Source organism: Sphingomonas sp. F9_3S_D5_B_2 (assembly GCF_054263715.1).
The window spans coordinates 798,253-816,840 of the sequence record NZ_JBSZFB010000001.1 but is presented as its reverse complement, the minus strand read 5'-3'; the positions used below and the strand labels follow the sequence as shown (position 1 = coordinate 816,840).

Genomic DNA, 18,588 nt, shown 5'->3' with positions numbered 1-18,588 from the left:
CAGATGAGCGACGAGCCGGCAAGCGAGGCCGCTTCCGAGACTGCCATGGGCCCGCTCGACATCAAACGGGTCATGGCGGCGCTTCCGCATCGCTATCCGATGCTGCTGGTCGACCGGGTCGAAAGCCTCGAGCGTGACAAAAGCATCGTCGCGATCAAGGCGGTGACGATCAACGAGCCCTTCTTCCAGGGGCACTTCCCGGCGCGACCAATCATGCCGGGCGTCCTCATCGTCGAGGCGCTGGCCCAGGCGGCGGGCGTGCTTGCGGTAGAGTCGCTCGGCCTCGCGAATAGCGGCAAGCTCGTCTACTTCATGGCAATCGACGGAGCGAAGTTCCGCACGCCGGTCGAACCGGGCGTCCTTCTTCGGCTTGAGGTCGACTTCGTCCAGAAGCGAACCAGCGTGTGCAAGTTCTCCGGGCGAGCCATGATCGACGGCAAGCTCGCCGCCGAAGCGAACTTTACCGCAATGATTGCGGATCCGCCCGCGGCCTGAGCTGCCAGTCGGAGCTGCTCCGGTCGATGCGAAGCGACTCCGAAAGCACTGGTGAGGCGATCATGCCCCCGGGCGGCAGATCGGCGTGGATCTCGCCCCGATCGACCAGCAAGACGCGGTCGAAGGCTGCCATGCGCTCGATGTCATGAAGCACGACGATCACCGCAGTCCCGCTGTCTGCGATCAACCGGAGCACCTCCAACAGACGCAGCACCCAATAGGGCTCTAGGTTCGACAGCGGCTCGTCGAGAAGCAGTACGCGTGGCCGCGAAGCCAGCACGCGAGCGAGCAGGACCCGCGCGCGCTCACCTGTCGAGAGGCGGTTGACGGTCTTGGCGGCGAATGGGACAAGCTCAAGCAGGTGGATGAGCTCGTCCACCCGCTCTGGGTCCGCCGATGCCAGCCCCAGCGCGATCACGTCCCGGACCGGGATCGGCCAGACGACGTCGCGTGAAGCCGGCAAGTAGCCGAGCAGCGCCGCTCGCCTCGCAGGCGAGACCGTCCGAAGGTCCTCGCCCGCGACACGAACGTTTCCGCCCGTGCCTTCCAAACCCGCGCAAGCACGAAGGAGGCTGGTCTTGCCTCCGCCGTTTGGACCGATCAGGGCCACGAACTCGCCGGCACCCACGAAGAGGTCGGTGCGAGCGAGACGCCCGGTGATCGCGGCTCCTTGGACTTCCAGAACTGACGTCATGCCGTCACCTGCCGGCGCAGGGTCACCACGATCCAGATGAAGAGCGGCGTCCCCGCGACGGTGGTCAGGACTCCGACGGGGATGGTGCGTCCAGCGGGGCCGAAACGCACTGCGAGGTCGGCAAGGACGAGCAGCGCGCCGCCGATCGCCGCGGCGGGCAGCAGCGCCCGTCCCGGATGCCCTCTCACCAGCAACCGCGCAGCATAGGGGGCGATCAGTCCGACGAAGCCGATTCCCCCGCAGACGGATACGCAGGCGCCGACTGCAACCGCGCTCAACGCGACGACTTCGATTCCGATCCGGCGCGGCGGGAAGCCGAAGGAAGCAACGACATCCCCGCCGAGGGCCATGAGGTCCAGCGCACGCCTGCGGCGCAGCAGGAGCAAACAGGCGAGTGCGGCGGGAAGGAGGGCTACTCCGGCCTGCGGCAGGCTGCGGTCCACGAAGCTGCCCATCAGCCACTCGAAGCTGTCGTAGAATGCGAACGGGGAGGGTGCGAGCGCGAGAAGCAGGCTCGTTGCCGCGCCAGCAGCCAGGGAAATCGCGAGCCCGGCAAGCAGAAGGGTCGGCCCCGCGGCGCCTCGGCCAGCAAGCCCAAGCAGAAGTGCGAGCGCCAGTAGCGCTCCCGCCCCACCGCAGGCCGCAAGCGCCAGAGGGCTGGCCACGCCGAACCAGTAAGCCGCCAGCACTGCGCCAAGCGTCGCACCGCTGCTGCTTCCCGTTATGTCCGGCGAGGCGAGGGGATTGGCGAATAGCGCCTGCAGCGCCGCTCCGGTCATTCCGAGCACCGCTCCGTAACCCAGCGCCAGCAAGGTGCGCGGCAGACGCAGTTCTGTCAGCAGCAACCAGGCTGTGGATGGGTCCGACCTGTGCAACTCCAGCAATGGACCGAACGGAAGCAGGAGATGCGCCAGCGCGAGCATCATCATGCCGATGCCCACGATCGCGGCCTTCATCGCCTCGACCTGCGAAGCCGCTCGATCTCGGCAATCATCAGCGGACCGAGGCACGTCCAGGGTCGACCATCCGTCGCGACCTGCCGGCTTCTCGCGTGACGGACGATGGGGTTGCGCAGCCACCTAACACCGGATGACATCTGCCCTGACCGGTAGTCGCTTCTTATCAGTGTGTTGGGAGGATTTGTAAGGAGCGTCTCCAAAGTGAGGCGGCCGCCTGGCAATGAGCGCTGGCGATACCCGGCAAGCCGCAGCCATTGCGCTCCAAACGAACCCGCCGCGAGACTGTCGCCGCTGCCCGAGACGAAGGCTGCGTCGACAGGGGAGGGCGCGCTGTCCTCCAGAGCTCTCAACCGAGCGACCCACGGTTCCGCTCTCGTGGGCCGTCCCAGGGCTTTGGCAACCATCCTCAGATTGGCTGCAACGCCGGCCAAGTCGGAGGCGTACGGCACGTCGACCGATCGCAGTCGGAGCCTGCCCGCAAGAAGGGCGCTCGCCCGCCCGCCGCCACCCATCGTCAGAACGAGATCGGGCCGGAGAGCCAGCACGTCTTCGACCGATCCCCGGTTGCCGCGAAAGCCCCGTGCCGTTCTCCAGAGCGGTGACTCCAAAGGATCCCGCGAAAGGTAGCTTACGCTGGCGACTTGCCGCGGCTCTGCCAAAAGCAGCAGATACTCGTCGGTGCAGAGGTTCAGCGACGCAACCCGCAGCGGCAGGCTAGCCGCCAGCAAGGCGAATGCCGGCATAGACGCTCCTCCCCTGGGTCCGGTAGCCAAACGCATCCTGGTAGTGCGCGTCCAGCGCGTTGGCGGCGCGGGCAAAAATCTGCACGTGCGGTACGATCCGGTAGGCCACGCAGGCGTCCGCGAGCCAGTAGGCGTGCAGTGAGACCGTCCGGCCAGGGAAGACGTCGAAGTTCATGTCGGACCGTGCGCCGGTGTACGCGACGGACGCGCCATAGCTGAACATGCCGCGGCTGCCGTCTACGGTAATCGAGCCGCTGTGCTTCGGGCGACGAACCTCGCGCACTTGGGGCGCCGCAACGGCATCGGGCTCCGTGGCGTTTAGGTACGCGTAGTTGCCGCTCACCCTCAGCACCGCACCGGCTCGCCAATGCACTTCGGCCTCGATGCCGGAGCGATGGCTGGAGCCGTCGCGGTTAGCAGTGCTCGAAAGGAACGTCGTCGGGTCGAAGACGTCGATGATCTCGTGGTGCAGACGCTGACGGTAGCCAGTCAGCGATGCCTGCACCGTGCCTCGCTCCAAACGAACAGAAGCTTCGAGGCCGCGTGAACTCTCCGGCTTAAGAGTTGAGGTTCCCACGAAACTTCCAGGGAAGAACCCGTACAGGTCGAAGAAGGTCGGCTGCGCGATACCTTCTGCGTACCCCCCCGTCATGGTGAACCCGCCACCCAGCCTCGCGAGCAGTGAGGCGCGCAGAGTGGTCGCATCCGCGAACCGGTTGAACATGTCCCTGCGTACGGCGATGTCTCCAGTCACCGCGTTCGCCTTCGCGCGCCACTCGACAGTCAAGGAATGATGGTCGCGGCTCCGGTCCTGGTTCGAAGCGCCCCCGTAGAGGGTGTCGCGGGCGTGAAAGCCTTCATGTTCCGTCTCCGCGGCCGCAATGACGGTCTGCTCGAGGGCGCCAGTGGCGAAGCGATGCTCAAGCTGGGCATCCAAACTCCGTCGGATGCCGCTGGTTCGGTTTAGGAAATCATCCGCCAGGTAGTTGCGGTTCGACGAGCCGAGCAGGGACGCTCCAACCCGGCCGCTCCACGCCATTGCAGGACTGCCGACGTCCACCCAAAGGCGTCCGGCAGCCATCCTGTTGCGGCTGTTGTCCAGGGTGTCGGCGTGGAGGAAAGTGGCCGGATCGAAACCGTCGAACTCGCTCCGGCCCTTCAGTGCGAAGCCCGCAGCCCCCAGTCGGACGTTCGGAGAAGTCGCGTACGTGCCATGGAAGCGCGCCGAGAGGTTGCGGTACCCGTCCTTGTCCCCAGTGCCGTCGAAGCTGTCGATGCCCGTTGCCCCCTGCCAGCCCACCGCCGCAGCGAATGTCTCCTTGCCCGAGGTTCTCGAGACGCTCCCCGACGCTCGCTCGAACCCCAAGGAGCCGGCTTCCAGCGCTGCAGTGTACTCGGAATCTGCGACGGGGGCCCCGTTCACCGCAACGACCCCGCCGACGGCGTCCGAACCCCACAGGGCCGACTGAGGGCCTCGCACGACCTCGATCCGTGAAGTGACGTCGGCGTTGAGCAGGTCGAACCGGGGCTGGTCGCCGGTCGCCGGGTCGTTGGCGCGGATGCCATCGATGAAGAGCAAGGTGTGGTTCGCCTCCGCACCGCGAATTCGCACTTCGGTCAGTGAGCCTGCGGGGCCGGACACGCTTACGGATGTCGAAGGGATCAGCCGCAGCAGGTCCGGTACGAGCGCTTGGCCGAGGTGCTCGATGAGCGCCTGATCGAGAACGGTGACGCTCGCCGGCGTGCTTGCCGACGCTTCAGCCACGCGTGATGCAGTGACCACGATCTGGTTGGTGTCGAATGGCGGGACGGGCATGCGGATCCTCCTGTTGACGAACATGCCGTCACAAGAGGGGACTGCCCTCCGCTCCATGGCTGCTCCCGGCCGCGGAAACGAACGACGAACCAAGGCAAGTGTCTGACTCGAAAGGCCTGGAGGCCTGTCCTACAGTTGCGGGCACAGCGCCGGCTTGAACCGGCTTCCTTCTTGGCCGGCGGCCGTGACCGCCGGACCCTGGTCCGTCACCGAGCTAAGTCGCCGCGCGGAACCTTGTCAAGAAACGCCTCGTCGGCTAGGGGCGCGCGACAGTTTGCTGCTGGTCGGAAACCAGCGGCCCGATCCAGGGAAATTAGCGATGAAGTCCGGCGTTCACCCCGAATATCACACGATTACCGTCGAGATGACCGACGGCACGCGCTTCGAGACCCGCTCCACGTGGGGCAAGGAAGGCGACACCCTGCACCTCGACATCGATCCGAAGGTGCACCCGGCATGGACCGGCGGCAACCAGAAGCTGCTCGATGCCGGCGGCCAGGTTGCGCGCTTCAACAAGCGCTTCGGCGGGCTCACCCTCGGCAAGAAGTAATCTCGGTTGATCCGCGAAGCACCGCGGATCGAGACTGAGCGGCTGGTTCTGCGCCACTGGCGGCGAGACGATTTCCGCCCGTACCATGCGATCATGCAGCACCCCGACGTGCACCGGCACTTCGGGTCCAAGCCGATGTCGGCCGAAGAGTGCTGGCGCAGGCTCGCCGCTTCTGCGGGCATGTGGCAGTTCAACGGCTTCGGAACGTGGGCAGTCGATCTCAGGAGCAACGGGAAGCTGGTGGGCAACGTCGGCCTGCTGACTGCCTGGCGCCAGATGGAGCCGATGTTCGGGGACGAACCCGAAATGGGCTGGATCATGGCCGCGGAGGCTCACGGTCGGGGCCTCGCGTTGGAAGCTGCCCGCGCAGCGCTTGACTGGGCGGAGACGAACCTCAAGCCGACGCCCATCTGGGCCATCATCGCTCCAGCGAACGCACCCTCGATTTCGCTCGCCGAGAAGCTTGGGTTCGAGCGCACCGAGGAAACTCGCTACCTGGGCGAGCCGACGCTCGTGTTCCGCCGGCCTCCCTGGGCCGCTGCCTAGAAGGCGCTCAGCCCGGTGATCGCACGCCCCATGATGAGTGCGTGCACGTCGTGCGTGCCCTCATACGTGTTGACTGTCTCGAGGTTTGCCGCGTGGCGCATGACGTGGAACTCGGCAGAGATGCCGTTGCCGCCGTGCATGTCACGCGCGACGCGGGCGATCTCCAGTGCCTTGCCGACGTTGTTGCGCTTGATGAGGCTAATGGTCTCCGGGACCAGCTGACCTTCGTCGAGCCGCCGCCCCACGCGCAGCGCCGCCTGCAGGCCCAGCGTGATTTCCGTCACCATGTTGGCGAGCTTGAGTTGCACGAGCTGGTTGGAGGCGAGTGGACGACCGAACTGCTTACGGTCCAGCGTATACTGCCGCGCAGCTTGGTAGCAGGCTTCTGCCGCCCCCATGGACCCCCAGGCGATGCCGTAACGGGCGCGATTGAGGCAGCCGAACGGGCCCTTCAGCCCTTCGACGTTGGGAAGCAACGCGTCCTCGCCAACCTCGACGCCATCCATCACGATCTCGCCGGTAATCGACGCCCGAAGGCTCAGCTTCTCCTTGATCTTCGGCGCCGAGAGCCCGCCCATGCCCTTTTCGAGCACGAAGCCGCGGATCTTCCCGCCATGCGCATCCGACTTCGCCCAGACGACGAAAACGTCGGCGATCGGCGAGTTGGTGATCCACATCTTGGTGCCGGAAATGCGGTATCCGGCGGCCGTTTTCTCCGCTCGGGTGCGCATGCTTCCGGGATCTGACCCCGCGTCCGGCTCCGTCAGGCCGAAGCAGCCGACCCATTCGCCGCTTGCCAGCTTGGGCAGATACGTGTTGCGCTGATCCTCGGAGCCGTAGGCGTAGATGGGGTACATCACGAGGCTGGACTGGACCGACATCGCCGAGCGGTAACCGCTGTCCACACGCTCCACCGCGCGGCCGATCAGCCCGTAGCTGACGTAGCCGAGGCCGGCTCCACCATATTCCGGCGGGACCGTCGCGCCGAGCAGGCCGAGCTCACCCATCTCGCTCATGATCTCGCGGTCGAATCGCTCGTCGAGATAGGCCGAGGTGACCCGCGGCAGCAGCTTCTCCTGAGCGTAGCCCTCGGCGGTGTCCCGCACGAGGCGCTCCTCGTCAGTCAGCTGGTGGTTGAGATCGAAGGGGTCTGCCCAGTCGAACGGCAGGATGGCAGGCTCGCCCACGCGTTGCGGCTCCGAAACATTGCAGGAAGTGGCGGGTCTTAGCTGCAGCACAGCCGCCGCGCCACCCCCGAGCCGCACCTCGGCTTACATCGAAAGGAGGCCACTCCCGACGATCTCCGACGGAGCAACGGAAGCGGACCAGCCCGAAGCTAGTGGTGCATCGGCCGCAGCGCCGAGCGTCGAGCTCGTCCCGAGAGTTTGCAGCTCACGCGGACTCGCGACGCAGGTCGACGAGATCGCCAGGAACGCGACGCCGACGGAGGCGATGAGGACGAGGAGACGGTTCATTGCGCTTCTCCCTTTCTGTACCGGGTTGTTGAGGATCGTTAGTTCAGCTGGCCGAGGCCCAGGGCCTTCATTTCGGCGAGCTTCTCCGCCGAGGTTGGGCGAAGCCCATGCCTCTCCAGCTTCAGGACGAACTCCGGCGTGACGTCGAGCGCCTTAAGTTCGACGAGCGTATCCACTGGCAAGTCGGTGTAGCCGATCCGCGCGAAGCTCTGGATGAAGGCTGGCGTGATGTTGAGCGCCGCGACTTGCACGAGCTCGTCGGCGCTGAGGTTGGGGTATCCCGCATTGGCCAGCCTGGCGATCAGCTCGGGGTCGACGCCAACCGCCTTGAGCTCGGTGATCTCGTCGGCGTTGAGGTTGCGGTAGCCAGCACGTGCGAGCGCATCGATATAAGCGGGCGACACGTCGAGAGCCGCGAACTTGACCAGGTCGTCGAGGGACCCAGGCGCGTAACCGCGGGATGCCAGCTCGGCGATGAAGTGACGATTCACCCCGACAGCAGACAGCTCGACGAGCTTTTCCACGTCAGGCCGGGGGAAGCGGCTCGCCGCAAGTGCATCCACGAGGTCGCGTGTCGCGCCCACCATCGTCAGTTCATAGGCCTGCTCCGCGGTCGGACGGCCGATGCCGCGGCCCTCGAGTAGAGCCGTGAACGCCGGATTGGCCGTGAAGCCGCACTGGCCGCTCGCGGTAGTGGCACCGCCGATGCCGGAACAGTCCACTCGGCCGGCGTCGCGCACCAACGCGAAGCGGATCGGCCGCTGACCCGCCTGGCGAAGCGACGCGACGTCGAGGCCCGGAAGATCGCCTGCCGTGAAGTTCGACGTCATGTTGCCATCGTGACGGTCGGCGTGCCGGAAGAGGTTGAGCTGGACGCGGTTGGCGTCCGCCGCCCGCAAGCTGAATGACAACGGACCGCCGGGAGTGGCCACTGCGCTGGAGACGGTGATCACGGAGAGGATCAGCGCGGCGCAGAAAGCAAGTGCTCGGGTCATTTCGTTTCTCCTTCGCATCATGCGGGCAAGGCTCGCCCGTTCGCCCGGTGAGGGCGTTCGAAAGTCACTCAAACTTGAAGCCGTTAGTTCGTCAGTAGGAGCTTGATCAGCCGCCCGGTGTTCGCGGCGGTGCCGGAGGTAAGGGAGGGAGCGCGGGTCGCGGCCGCCGGCCGTCCTTCAAGGCACGCAACGCCGTGAAGTCGCCGAGATCCCCATCGTAGCCGGCCAGGCGCATCTCCCGAACGAACTCGCCGGTTATGCCAACTGCGCGAGCACCCGTGAGGTCGCTGAGGTCCGCGTCGCCGAAGCCGGCGGCCCGCATCTCCCGAATGTAGCTGCCGTCCACACCGACGGCGCGTGCACCGGCGAGATCACCGGCGTCGAAGTCCCGGAGGCCGGCGGCGGAGAGGTCGTGCACGTAGGAAGGCGTGACCCCGACCGCTTTCATGCCGACCAGGTCGTCCGTGTCGGCATCGCGAAGCTCCGGCGCGCTTGCCCGCATCGCGGCGACGTACTGCGGAGTCATGCCGACGGCTTTCATCGCAATGGCGTTCTGGATCGCATCGTCCTTGTTGTGGAACGGAGCGGCCATGGCACCGGGGATGTCTTCGTCTTCGTCAGTATAGGTGGTCGTCGTTGCACCGTTGGGCGCGCGGGCAACGACCTTGCGGCGGCCCTGCCCATCCGGCGGGTAGACCGTCACGGTAGCGCCGCTGGGAGCACGGGCCACCGTCACTCCGTTGACCGACTTCACGGAGGCGCCGCTCGGGCTGACCGTCTCGAAGTCGGCGCCGTCGACTGCCCCGTTGGGATTGATTGCAGCGACCGCGCTCTCGACCGAAGTCGACACCCCGCGCGCAATGATGCTCGGCAGATCGGTCGGACCACTCTGCGGATAGTAGGGCGACGCCATGTCGACGTCTGTGCCGCCAGCCAGCCTGGTTGCGCTGTGGCCGGCAACGGTCGCCTGCTTGGATGGCGTCAGAGTGAGAGCGGCCAGCGGAGCTGCGATTGCGACCGCTCCGACGAATACTCCAAGCGCGAACGGACGGGCGACTGGGCCACGCTGCGAGGCGCTGTCCAGCACTCGGGCAACGCGGCGGGCGAGCGAGCTCCGGGACGGAGCGACACCATGCGCGCCGAGCAGGATGCCGGAGCATTCGTGCCGAGCGACGCCAACGAGCAGCTCCGCATAATCGGTGTCGGGGATGTTGGACGCGAGCACCGCGTCGTCGGCCGTTTCCTCACGCAGCTGGTGCGCTTCACGGGCGAGCAGCCAGACGAGCGGGTTGAACCAGAACAGTGCAGTGGCGACGCGGGCGAGCAGCAGCTTGGCCCAGTCAAGCCGTGCTACGTGGGCTAGCTCATGGGCGATGATCGCCTCGGCTTCGCCGGAAGCCTCGACGGCCCGCTCGTTCAGCAGGATGACGGGACGCATGAGGCCCCAGCTGATCGGCGATGCAAGCTCGTTGCTGGTGAGAAGGGCGGTCCCGTGCTTGAAGCCCATTCGTCGCTGGGCGCGCGCAAGTGCGCTCAGCCAGTGTCCATCGACAAGAACGTCGGCCCGGGCACGCAGCGCCAGCAGACGGCCGAGCGCGAGCAGGACAATGAACAGGAGGATTGCCGCAGGAACGGCATAGATGGCCGTGGTGACCGCAGCTGCGCTTATGGTCGGTGCGGAAGCTTTGGCGTGGGTCGTTGCAAGAGTCGCGCTCTCGCCACTTGCCGGCTGGGCGGAGACAGCGGAGATCGCCTTGGGAGCATCTACCTTGGCGTACAGGGCAGGGGCCTCGACCGGCAGGCTCGGGAGCACTAGCGGCGCAAACGCGATCGTGACCAGCGCCAGCAGGCCGATGTGCGCCACCCAGGAGCGCTCGGCCGAAGACCGGCGCTTGAGAAGCGCGAGAAGAACTAGGGTGAGGCCGGAAATGAGTACCGACTTGAGAGCAATCGCCAGCAGCGCCTGCATCACTTCTCTCCCTTCGCCTTGCGAGCGCGAGCGATCATCGCTTCGAGCTGCTCGAGTTCGCTGCCTTCCAGCTTGTCGGACATGCCGAGGAGCGCGGTGGCGGCTCCGGCAGCGGACCCGTTGAAGAAGACGCGGACGATTTCGCTGAGCGCCGACTTCTTGGCGGCCGTTTCCGACACGGTCGGACAATAGAGATAGCCGCGCTCCGAGTCGGAACGCTGGACGAAGCCTTTGTCCTCGAGCCGCTTGAGCATGGCGCGCACTGCCGAGCCGCTGAGCTGGTCAGGGAGGGCTTCGCAGATGTCGGAAACGAGCAGCGGACCCCGCTCGTAGAGAACATCGACAATCTGCCTTTCGCGAGGTGGAAGCTTGCTAAGCATTACGACTCCTTGGCGCTACGTTTGTAGCGTGTGCTACAATTGTAGCGCCATTGCAAGCACAAATTATGCGCCGCGGTCGCAGCCCTGCCGCGGGCCAGGAGTGTCCATCATCGATCGCGGAGCTGCAACTGGCGGAGAGGGTGGGATTCGAACCCACGGTGAGCTTGCACCCACGGCGGTTTTCAAGACCGCTGCCTTAAACCACTCGGCCACCTCTCCAGGCCAGCCTGCGCCGCTATCGCTTGGCGCGGCGGACTGTGCAAGTCGCGCGGTGAACCCGGATGGCGCTCTGCGGGTTTTGCCCTAGCCTCGGCAGTATTGAGGAGGGCGTATTGAGAGTTCTGCAGGGTTGGGGGGTAGCCGCGCTTGCGACGGCGAGCCTTGCGTCAGCTACTCCGGACGGCGGGCAGGTCGTCGGAGCCTACGGGCAACCGGCCTTTCCTCAGCCGATGTATGCGCAGCCGGCGGCCGTCGCCGACCCCTGGCAGACGTACAAGCTCAGACTGACGATCCTCGCGCGGCAACAGGGCGTCCGGCCCGCAACAATCCAGGCCACGATTCCCGGCCTGCAGATCAATCGGCAGGTAATCAACCTCGATCATGCCGAGATCAGGGTGGCGACTAGCGGCGGACCGCGCTCGATGCGTCCCTACATGCAGGACCACGTGACCCCGCGCCTCATCGCACGCGGGCAGGACCGCTATTCGAACGACTATAATTACCTGCGCAACATTCAGGCCCGCTACGGCGTCGATCCCGCCGTGCTGATGGCCATTTACGGCCACGAGACGAGCTACGGCACCGTGACGGGCAGCCTCGACCTTCTTGGGACGCTGGCGAGCCTCGCCTACGGCGGGCGCCGCCGTGACATGTTTGAGAAGGAGTTCATCGCCTCCCTGAAGCTGATGGACCAGGGCGTTCCGCGCTGGATGCTGAAGGGCAGCTGGGCCGGCGCGACCGGCTATCCGCAATTTCTCCCGACGGTCGCGCTTCGTCTGCGGGCCGACGGGGACGGGGACGGCTATGCCGACATCTGGCGCAATGAAGTCGACGGCCTCGCCTCGATCGCCTCCTATCTGCGCGATGCCGGGTGGAAGCCCGGCGTGAGTTGGGGCGTCGCCGCCCGCGTTCCGCCGACCCTGAATCGCACGGCAATCCAGTCGCGTCTGACCGCGCCGAAGTGCCCGCAAGTCTACCGCCGGCACTCCCGCTGGCTGACCGTCGGCCAGTGGCGCTCGCTGGGCGTCGTGCCTTACCGGCAGACCCTCCCGGACACCGAGCTCGCCACTCTGATGGAGCCCGAAGGGCCAAGCGGTTCAGGCTATCTACTGACCAACAACTATCGCGCGATCCTCGATTACAATTGTTCGAATTTCTACGCGATGTCGGTCGGGCTGCTGGCGGACGCGATTGCACGGCGATAGACTGGTCCGGCTGCACAGCCGACCACAGGACATCGTTCACACTCCATGACCCGCACTATCATCCTTGCCACCGCCGCCTCGCTCCTGTTCTCCAGCGCAGCACCCGCTGCAGCCCCGCAATTCGAGACGCCCGCCCGAGTGGCGTATCTGATCGACCTGTCGTCCGGCGCAGTGCTCTATTCCAAGAATGCCGACGTCCGCATGCCTCCGGCATCGATGGCGAAGATGATGACGACGGACGTCGCGTTCGAGTTGATCGACAAGGGCCAGCTGCCGCTGAACAAGATGTGCACGGTTCGGCCGGAGACATGGCAGAAATGGCACGGCCCGCAGGCTGGTTCGACCATGTTCCTGAGCGCCAACGAGCAGGTCAGCGTCGAGAACCTGCTCAAGGGCATCGTGACCCTGTCCGGCAACGACGCCTCCGTTGTGCTCGCAGAGTGCATTGCGGGGACGGAGCAGGCCTTCACCGAGCAGATGAACGCGCTCGGCAAGCGCATCGGCCTTACCAACAGCCACTTCGGGACCGCCAATGGCTGGCCCGACAACGGCGTCACCTATGTCACCGCCCGCGACCTGGCGACCCTCGCCCGCTGGGAGATCGAGCACCACTACAAGCTCTACAAGCAGTTCTATTCGCTGCCTAACTTCACCTGGGGCAAGACCCTAGGGTCGGGCCAGGACATCACCCAGCAGAACCGCAACCCGATCCTCGGCCATGTCGCTGGCGCCGACGGACTGAAGACCGGCCATACCGATGAAGCTGGCTATGGCTTCACGGGCTCGGCGATCCAGAATGGCCGCCGCCTCGTCGAAGTGCTTGCCGGGATGGCCAGCTGGAACGAACGGGTGCAGGAATCGACCCGGCTGATCCAATGGGGATTCAACGCTTGGACGACCAAGCCCCTGTTCCAGTCCGGCGCCAAGGTCGGCACGGCCAACGTCCAGCTTGGAAGCGATTCCGAGGTGTCGCTGGTCGCGCCGCGCAACCTGGCCGCAACCATCCCTGCGGGTCTGGCGAATGGCCCGCTTCGAATGCAGATCCGCTACCAGGGGCCAGTCGCAGCGCCGATCGCGAAGGGTCAGCACATCGCGGACCTGCTAGTCTTCACCGGCGACACGCAACCGCAGGTGACGCCGCTCGTCGCGGGCGAGGACGTCGGCAAGGCCGGGTTCTTCGGCCGGATCTGGCTGGGCATGAAGCAGCTGCTCGGGATGGCCTGATTTGGGCGAGACTCGACGCGGCCTGTTTATCAGTCTCGAAGGCGGCGAGGGGGTCGGCAAGTCCACCCAGGTGCAGGCGCTTGCTGGCGTACTGCGCGAACGAGGGGTCGACGTGGTGCTGACGCGCGAACCAGGCGGCAGCGATGGCGCCGAGGCAATCCGCCAATTACTGCTCAACGGAAGCGAAGAGCGCTTCGGACCCGAGGCGGAAGCCCTGCTGTTCGCCGCTGCCCGGGCCGACCACGTTCGCAAGACTATCAGGCCGGCCCTCGACAGCGGCCGCTGGGTACTTTGCGATCGCTTCCTCGACAGCTCGCTTGCCTACCAAGGCGGCGCGGGCGGTCTGGGCATCGAGGCAGTTCGCGCGATCAACGCTTTCGCTCTGGGCGACACGTTTCCCGACCGGACCCTGGTCCTCGAGTCTAACCAAGGGGCGGAACGCGCACGCGCGCGGGACACCGACGGAAGCGACCGCATCGGCGGCCGCTCCGATGAGTATCACCACAAGGTCGCCACAGCCTTCCGGCTCATTGCAGCCGAAGAGCCCCAGCGTGTGAAGTTGATCGATGCGTCGGGCGGCCCTCCAGAGGTCACCGCGCGGCTGCTGGCAGCCGTCGAGGATTTGCTGGGGTGATCGTCGGACAGGACCGCGCGGTTGAGCAATTCGCGAGTGCCTGGGCATCGCGCAAGATCCACCACGCATGGCTGCTCGCCGGAGCCAAGGGTGTGGGGAAGGCAAGCTTCGCCAGCGTTGCAGCCCGGCGCGTGCTGGCGGAGGCTGCAGGGCCTGCCTTTGATCTGCCGTCGCTCGACACGCCTGAGGATCACCCGATCGTGAAGCTTATCGCCGCGGGCAGCCACCCGGACATGCGTTGGCTCGAGCGTCTCCCGAAGGAAAAAGGGGAGGGGCTGGCGCGAAACATCACCGTCGAACAAGTTCGCGGGCTCGGAGAGTTCATGACCCTGACTCCCGCCTTCTCACCATGGCGCGTGGCCGTCATCGACACGATCGACGAACTGGAAAGCTCGGCCGCCAACGCCCTCCTGAAGATTCTCGAAGAGCCCCCGGCCAACACGATCTTCTTGCTCGTCAGCCACGCGCCGGGCCGCCTCCTGCCGACAATCCGCTCGCGGTGCCGTAGGGTCGATTTCCAGCCGCTGGAGGATGACGCCATGACGTCAGTTCTCGCGCGTGAAGCTCCGGAGCTCGGGAGCGCGGATCGCGAAGGGATCGTCGCCATGGCCGCAGGGTCGGCGGGACGCGCAATTGCTCTCGCCGAGCTCGGCCTCGCGAAGCTGGAGGATACCGCTTCGGCGATCCTGCGGCATGGCGATCCGACGAACGCGCTGCGGTCAGAACTCGCATCCGAGCTCGGCAAGAAGAGCGCCGCGGATCGCTACGCAGCATTCCTGGACTTGGCACCGTCGCTGATCGCGAGGCGCGCACGCGAACTGAGAGGCGAGCAGCTTCAGCGTGCTCTCGACGCCTATGGCAAAGCTCGCGAGTTGAGCGGCGTCGCACGGCGGCTGTCGCTCGATCCTGCAGCAACAGTGTTCCAGGTCGGCGGCATCCTCGCCGGCGTTGCTCAGCCGCTTCCTTGAAGCCGTAGACAGCCACGGCTAGGGCCGGGGCAACAATGTCCGACCCTTTCTACATCACCACTGCAATCAGCTATCCGAACGGGCCGCCCCACATCGGCCACGCCTATGAGGCGATTGCCGCCGACGCGACCGCCCGCTTCCAGCGGGCGCAGGGCCGCGACGTGCGCTTCCAGACCGGCACCGACGAGCACGGCCTGAAGATGGCGCAGGCTGCCCGTTCGGAGGGCGTCGAGCCGCGGGCCTTCGCTGACAAGATGTCTCGCCTTTTCCAGGAGATGTGCGACGTTCTTAACGTCTCCTACGACCGGTTCATCCGCACATCGGACGAAGACCATTATCGCGCCAGCCAGGCAATCTGGACCGCCATGCAGGAGCGAGGCGACCTGTACCTCGGCCGGTACGAAGGATGGTATTCGGTTCGCGACGAAGCCTATTACGAAGAGAGCGAGCTGGTTACCGGAGAGGGGGGCGAGAAGCTCTCGCCTCAGGGCACGCCGGTCGAATGGACCGTCGAGGAGAGCTGGTTCTTCCGGCTCTCAGCGTACCAGGACAAATTGCTCGGACTCTACGAAGCGCGGCCTAATTTCATCCGCCCGGAAAGCCGCCGCAACGAGGTTGTCCGTTTCGTCGAAGGCGGCCTGTCGGACCTCTCCGTGTCACGGACCAGCTTCTCCTGGGGCGTGCCCGTGCCGAACAGCCCAAGCCACGTCATGTACGTGTGGCTCGATGCCCTCACGAACTACATCACCGGTCTGGGTTATCCCGACGATACAGAGCTGTGGCGCCGATACTGGCCCGCCGACATCCACCTGATCGGCAAGGACGTCGTCCGCTTCCATGCTGTCTACTGGCCTGCCTTCCTGATGTCGGCCGGGCTGGAACTGCCGAGGCAGGTTTACGGCCACGGATTCCTGCTCAGCCGCGGCGAGAAGATGTCGAAGAGCGTCGGCAACGTCGTCGACCCGATCTCACTTGCAAGCACGTTCGGCGTCGACGCCCTGCGCTATTTCCTTCTGCGCGAGGTCACCTTCGGGCAGGACGGCAGCTACAGCGCCGAAGCCATCGTCAACCGCGCCAATGCCGAGCTTGCGAACAGCTTCGGCAACCTCGCGCAACGGACCTTGTCCATGGTGTTCAAGAACTTGGGCGGAGTCATTCCCGAACCCGGCCAGGACGGAGCTGACCGCGAGCTGCTGCATCTCGTCACAACGGCGGCCCAGCAGGAGCTGCCACAGGCGTTCGAGCGGCTGGCGTTCTCGGCCGGCATCGAAGCGTGGCTGCGGGCAGTGTTTGCCTGCAACCAGTATGTCGACACCCAGGCACCGTGGGCGCTGCGCAAGACCGATCCGGACCGCATGGCGGCGGTGCTGGGAACCCTAATCGCGGCAGTCCGGCAACTCGCGCTCGCGATCGCTCCGGTCATTCCGGCTAGTGCGGATAAGCTGCTCAGCCAGATCGCCGCCGGAGATGGCGGCACGCCAATCGCGCAACCGACACCATTGTTTCCGCGTCTTGAGCTGGAGGCGGAAGAGGAGACGGCGCAGTGAAGCTGATCGATAGTCACTGCCACCTGAACTACGAAGGTCTGGTCGAGCGCCAGGACGAAGTCCTTGACGCCGCTCGGGAGCGCGATGTCGCCGGTTTCCTCAACATCTCCACGCGGCAACGGGAATGGCGCGACGTGATCTCCGTCGCCGAGCACAACGCAGATGTATGGGCAAGCGTCGGCGTGCATCCGCATGAGGCCGACGCCCATCCCGACCTCGGCGCTGCTGCGTTAGTCGAAGGTGCGAACCACCCGAAAGTCATCGCCATCGGCGAATGCGGCCTCGACTACTATTACGACAAGTCCGACCGCGACGCCCAGCGCGAGCGCTTCGAGGCGCACATCGACGCGGCCCGGCAGACCGGCTTGCCCTTGGTGGTGCACACACGTGACGCCGAGAACGACACGGCCGAGATCCTGGGCGCAGCGGTCCGGCACGGTGGAGTGACCGGCGTGCTCCACTGTTTCACCGGCTCTGCTGAACTTGCCCGCAAAGGCCTCGATCTGGGCTTCTTCATCTCTCTCTCCGGCATCGTCACTTTCAAGAACGCCCAGGACCTGCAGGACACTGCCAAGTGGCTGCCCGCAGACCAGATGCTGGTCGAGACGGACTCACCCTTCCTCGCTCCCGTCCCGCACCGCGGCCGCAAGTGCGAACCGGCATTCGTCGCGGACACCGCCGCGTTCGTTGCCGACCTGAGGGGTGAGGGGATCGAGGAGCTGGCAGAAGCGACAACGGCCAACTTCTTCCGCCTTTTCAGTCGCGCAGCGGCCGGACCAACCGCTTGAAGGTGAGAATACTCGGATGCGGGACTTCCACCGGCGTTCCGAAAATCGGGAATGACTGGGGCGCGTGCGACCCCGAGGAGCCACGCAATGCGCGCCTGCGGTCATCAATCCTGGTCGAGAGTGGCGGCGGACGCCTCCTGGTCGACTGCGGACCAGACCTCCGCCAGCAGTTGCTGGCTGCGCGGGTGGGCGGGCTGACGGCGGTGATCGTCACCCACGATCACGGCGACCACGTGCACGGCATCGATGAGCTGCGACCGGTCTCCCAAGCGCTCGGCGCGGCGGTACCGCTGTACAGCCGGCCTGAGGTCCTTGAGCGACTTCAACAGCGTTTCGCCTATGCTTTTACCGGCAGCAGCTTCTATCGGCCCGTGATCGAAGCGCGCGAACTGGGTCCGGAGCTCTCGTTCGGCTCGGCAGCCGTGCGCTGGGTCGTTCAACCGCATGGATCGACGACATCGCTTGGACTGCGCTTCGATGAGCACGACGGATCGCTTGCCTACGCGACGGATTTCAACCACTTAACGGACGAAATGGCTGCGCTCTACGAGGGCGTCGACGTCTGGATAGCCGATTGCCTGACACGCAAGCCGCATCCGACGCACGCCCATCTCGACGGAGTGCTTGGCTGGGCGCGGGAATTGAAGGTGGGACAGGTTTATCTCACCCACATGGGCAACGGGCTCGATTACCGGACGTTGCTTGCGGAACTGCCGGACTGGGCTGTGCCGGCGCATGATGGGCTCGAGATCGTCCTGCAATGACCAACGACCTGATGCTCGGCGGCGTCTACATCCTGATGGCGATCATGCTCGTGCTCGGCAGTCTGATGTCGCGGCGCGAGCCGCTCGCCAAGCTTCTGACGATGGCTCTCGCGTGGGTCGCAATCTTCGCAGCCGGCTTCGTGCTCTTCACATTCCGTGACAACTTCGGTTGGGTAACCCAACGGCTGAAAGCGGAAGCGTTGGGCACACCGGTGGAGCAGGGCCGCGAGACCCGCATTCCAATGGCCATAGACGGGCATTTCTGGGTGCAGGGCCGCATCAACGGGCAAGCCGCCAAGTTTCTCGTCGACAGCGGTGCAACGATGACGACCATCGATCGCGAGACCGCGGAACAGGCGGGAGTGGAAATGTCGCCACGGCGCGACCAGCTCGTCCGCACCGGTAACGGCATCATCCGCGTGCGCAGCGGCCATGCTGAAACGCTCAAGGTCGGCGGAATCGTCCGCCAGGACGTCGGAGTCCAGATTGCCGACAACGACAACCTCAACGTCCTTGGAATGAATTTCCTGTCGTCCTTGAGCCGGTGGGGCGTCGAGGGACGCTGGCTGATCCTCGAGCCCTGAACATGGTGCAACTTTACATAATGCATATTATCA

At 65.5% G+C, this 18,588-nt stretch carries 20 protein-coding genes, 1 tRNA gene and 1 riboswitch; of the genes, 11 read left to right on the top strand and 10 right to left on the bottom strand.

The window, feature by feature from the left end; translation table 11 throughout:
- Positions 1-3 precede the first annotated feature (3 nt).
- Positions 4-495, top strand: coding sequence for a 3-hydroxyacyl-ACP dehydratase FabZ (fabZ, locus tag ACUXST_RS03895; protein ID WP_458388627.1), 492 nt, complete (start codon positions 4-6; stop codon positions 493-495).
- Here fabZ and ACUXST_RS03890 read toward each other — a convergent pair.
- The 4 genes from ACUXST_RS03890 to ACUXST_RS03875 are packed head-to-tail and all read right to left on the bottom strand — an operon-like array spanning position 461 to position 4,707.
- Positions 461-1,189 carry an ABC transporter ATP-binding protein gene (locus tag ACUXST_RS03890; RefSeq protein WP_458388626.1) on the bottom strand — a complete coding sequence of 243 codons (729 nt, stop codon included), beginning with the start codon at positions 1,187-1,189 and terminating at the stop codon, positions 461-463. The genes fabZ and ACUXST_RS03890 overlap by 35 nt on opposite strands.
- Positions 1,186-2,145, bottom strand: a complete 960-nt coding sequence (locus tag ACUXST_RS03885) for a FecCD family ABC transporter permease (protein WP_458388625.1) — start codon at positions 2,143-2,145, stop codon at positions 1,186-1,188. The genes ACUXST_RS03890 and ACUXST_RS03885 overlap by 4 nt, the downstream gene beginning before the upstream one ends.
- On the bottom strand, positions 2,142-2,891 hold the full coding sequence (locus ACUXST_RS03880) for an ABC transporter substrate-binding protein (RefSeq protein ID WP_458388624.1): 750 nt from the start codon (positions 2,889-2,891) through the stop codon (positions 2,142-2,144). The genes ACUXST_RS03885 and ACUXST_RS03880 overlap by 4 nt, the downstream gene beginning before the upstream one ends.
- Positions 2,863-4,707 carry a TonB-dependent receptor domain-containing protein gene (locus tag ACUXST_RS03875; protein WP_458388623.1) on the bottom strand — a complete coding sequence of 615 codons (1,845 nt, stop codon included), beginning with the start codon at positions 4,705-4,707 and terminating at the stop codon, positions 2,863-2,865. Before ACUXST_RS03875 ends, ACUXST_RS03880 begins: the two co-directional genes overlap by 29 nt.
- 76 nt (positions 4,708-4,783) lie before the next feature.
- Positions 4,784-4,923, bottom strand: a riboswitch (cobalamin riboswitch).
- Positions 4,924-5,026: 103 nt separating this feature from the next.
- Between ACUXST_RS03875 and rpmE the strand changes: the two genes are divergently transcribed.
- Both rpmE and ACUXST_RS03865 read left to right on the top strand, forming a co-directional pair.
- Positions 5,027-5,257: a 50S ribosomal protein L31 gene (gene rpmE, locus ACUXST_RS03870; RefSeq protein ID WP_458388622.1), complete on the top strand. Its 231-nt coding sequence runs from the start codon at positions 5,027-5,029 to the stop codon at positions 5,255-5,257.
- A 6-nt stretch (positions 5,258-5,263) separates the two neighbouring features.
- Positions 5,264-5,803: a GNAT family N-acetyltransferase gene (locus tag ACUXST_RS03865; RefSeq protein ID WP_458388621.1), complete on the top strand. Its 540-nt coding sequence runs from the start codon at positions 5,264-5,266 to the stop codon at positions 5,801-5,803.
- Here ACUXST_RS03865 and ACUXST_RS03860 read toward each other — a convergent pair.
- The 6 genes from ACUXST_RS03860 to ACUXST_RS03835 all read right to left on the bottom strand — a co-directional run bounded on the left by ACUXST_RS03860 (position 5,800) and on the right by ACUXST_RS03835 (position 10,841).
- Positions 5,800-6,990: an acyl-CoA dehydrogenase gene (locus ACUXST_RS03860; protein ID WP_458388620.1), complete on the bottom strand. Its 1,191-nt coding sequence runs from the start codon at positions 6,988-6,990 to the stop codon at positions 5,800-5,802. The genes ACUXST_RS03865 and ACUXST_RS03860 overlap by 4 nt on opposite strands.
- An 84-nt stretch (positions 6,991-7,074) precedes the next feature.
- Complete coding sequence (locus ACUXST_RS03855) at positions 7,075-7,278, bottom strand: hypothetical protein (RefSeq protein WP_458388619.1); 204 nt, start codon at positions 7,276-7,278, stop codon at positions 7,075-7,077.
- Between the two features lie 38 nt (positions 7,279-7,316).
- On the bottom strand, positions 7,317-8,273 hold the full coding sequence (locus ACUXST_RS03850) for a hypothetical protein (protein WP_458388618.1): 957 nt from the start codon (positions 8,271-8,273) through the stop codon (positions 7,317-7,319).
- 106 nt (positions 8,274-8,379) lie between these two features.
- Positions 8,380-10,242, bottom strand: coding sequence for a M56 family metallopeptidase (locus ACUXST_RS03845; RefSeq protein WP_458388617.1), 1,863 nt, complete (start codon positions 10,240-10,242; stop codon positions 8,380-8,382).
- Entirely contained in the window at positions 10,242-10,622 is a 381-nt protein-coding gene (locus ACUXST_RS03840; protein WP_458388616.1) for a BlaI/MecI/CopY family transcriptional regulator, read from the bottom strand. The genes ACUXST_RS03845 and ACUXST_RS03840 overlap by 1 nt, the downstream gene beginning before the upstream one ends.
- A 129-nt stretch (positions 10,623-10,751) precedes the next feature.
- Positions 10,752-10,841, bottom strand: a tRNA-Ser gene (locus tag ACUXST_RS03835).
- Positions 10,842-10,954: 113 nt separating this feature from the next.
- On the opposite strand from ACUXST_RS03835, the gene ACUXST_RS03830 reads away from it, so the two are divergent.
- From ACUXST_RS03830 to ACUXST_RS03795, 8 genes are read left to right on the top strand one after another with little or no spacing between them, the layout of a single operon-like run.
- On the top strand, positions 10,955-12,046 hold the full coding sequence (locus tag ACUXST_RS03830; RefSeq protein WP_458388615.1) for a lytic murein transglycosylase: 1,092 nt from the start codon (positions 10,955-10,957) through the stop codon (positions 12,044-12,046).
- A gap of 45 nt (positions 12,047-12,091) precedes the next feature.
- A complete protein-coding gene (locus ACUXST_RS03825; protein ID WP_458388614.1) occupies positions 12,092-13,270 on the top strand; it encodes a D-alanyl-D-alanine carboxypeptidase family protein in 1,179 nt (392 codons plus the stop codon).
- A gap of 1 nt (position 13,271) precedes the next feature.
- The gene (tmk, locus tag ACUXST_RS03820) at positions 13,272-13,904 is read left to right on the top strand and encodes a dTMP kinase (protein WP_458388613.1); all 633 of its coding nucleotides are present in this window, start codon (positions 13,272-13,274) and stop codon (positions 13,902-13,904) included.
- A complete protein-coding gene (locus tag ACUXST_RS03815; protein ID WP_458388612.1) occupies positions 13,901-14,872 on the top strand; it encodes a DNA polymerase III subunit delta' in 972 nt (323 codons plus the stop codon). Before tmk ends, ACUXST_RS03815 begins: the two co-directional genes overlap by 4 nt.
- A 35-nt stretch (positions 14,873-14,907) precedes the next feature.
- Positions 14,908-16,419 carry a methionine--tRNA ligase gene (gene metG, locus ACUXST_RS03810; RefSeq protein ID WP_458388611.1) on the top strand — a complete coding sequence of 504 codons (1,512 nt, stop codon included), beginning with the start codon at positions 14,908-14,910 and terminating at the stop codon, positions 16,417-16,419.
- A complete protein-coding gene (locus ACUXST_RS03805) occupies positions 16,416-17,207 on the top strand; it encodes a TatD family hydrolase (protein WP_458388610.1) in 792 nt (263 codons plus the stop codon). The genes metG and ACUXST_RS03805 overlap by 4 nt, the downstream gene beginning before the upstream one ends.
- 2 nt (positions 17,208-17,209) lie before the next feature.
- Entirely contained in the window at positions 17,210-17,971 is a 762-nt protein-coding gene (locus ACUXST_RS03800) for an MBL fold metallo-hydrolase (RefSeq protein WP_458388609.1), read from the top strand.
- Positions 17,968-18,555, top strand: coding sequence for a retropepsin-like aspartic protease family protein (locus ACUXST_RS03795; protein ID WP_458388608.1), 588 nt, complete (start codon positions 17,968-17,970; stop codon positions 18,553-18,555). Before ACUXST_RS03800 ends, ACUXST_RS03795 begins: the two co-directional genes overlap by 4 nt.
- The last annotated feature ends 33 nt before the right edge of the window (positions 18,556-18,588 follow it).

Excerpts from the sequence above, each read along its gene's own strand:
- fabZ (WP_458388627.1), top strand. The coding sequence starts at position 4 with ATGAGCGACGAGCCGGCAAGCGAGGCCGCTTCCGAGACTGCCATGGGC.
- ACUXST_RS03890 (WP_458388626.1), bottom strand. The coding sequence starts at position 1,189 with ATGACGTCAGTTCTGGAAGTCCAAGGAGCCGCGATCACCGGGCGTCTC.
- ACUXST_RS03885 (WP_458388625.1), bottom strand. The coding sequence starts at position 2,145 with ATGAAGGCCGCGATCGTGGGCATCGGCATGATGATGCTCGCGCTGGCG.
- ACUXST_RS03795 (WP_458388608.1), top strand. The coding sequence starts at position 17,968 with ATGACCAACGACCTGATGCTCGGCGGCGTCTACATCCTGATGGCGATC.
- ACUXST_RS03845 (WP_458388617.1), bottom strand. The coding sequence starts at position 10,242 with ATGCAGGCGCTGCTGGCGATTGCTCTCAAGTCGGTACTCATTTCCGGC.
- ACUXST_RS03825 (WP_458388614.1), top strand. The coding sequence starts at position 12,092 with ATGACCCGCACTATCATCCTTGCCACCGCCGCCTCGCTCCTGTTCTCC.
- ACUXST_RS03840 (WP_458388616.1), bottom strand. The coding sequence starts at position 10,622 with ATGCTTAGCAAGCTTCCACCTCGCGAAAGGCAGATTGTCGATGTTCTC.
- metG (WP_458388611.1), top strand. The coding sequence starts at position 14,908 with ATGTCCGACCCTTTCTACATCACCACTGCAATCAGCTATCCGAACGGG.
- ACUXST_RS03850 (WP_458388618.1), bottom strand. The coding sequence starts at position 8,273 with ATGACCCGAGCACTTGCTTTCTGCGCCGCGCTGATCCTCTCCGTGATC.
- rpmE (WP_458388622.1), top strand. The coding sequence starts at position 5,027 with ATGAAGTCCGGCGTTCACCCCGAATATCACACGATTACCGTCGAGATG.
- ACUXST_RS03875 (WP_458388623.1), bottom strand. The coding sequence starts at position 4,707 with ATGCCCGTCCCGCCATTCGACACCAACCAGATCGTGGTCACTGCATCA.
- ACUXST_RS03855 (WP_458388619.1), bottom strand. The coding sequence starts at position 7,278 with ATGAACCGTCTCCTCGTCCTCATCGCCTCCGTCGGCGTCGCGTTCCTG.
- ACUXST_RS03880 (WP_458388624.1), bottom strand. The coding sequence starts at position 2,891 with ATGCCGGCATTCGCCTTGCTGGCGGCTAGCCTGCCGCTGCGGGTTGCG.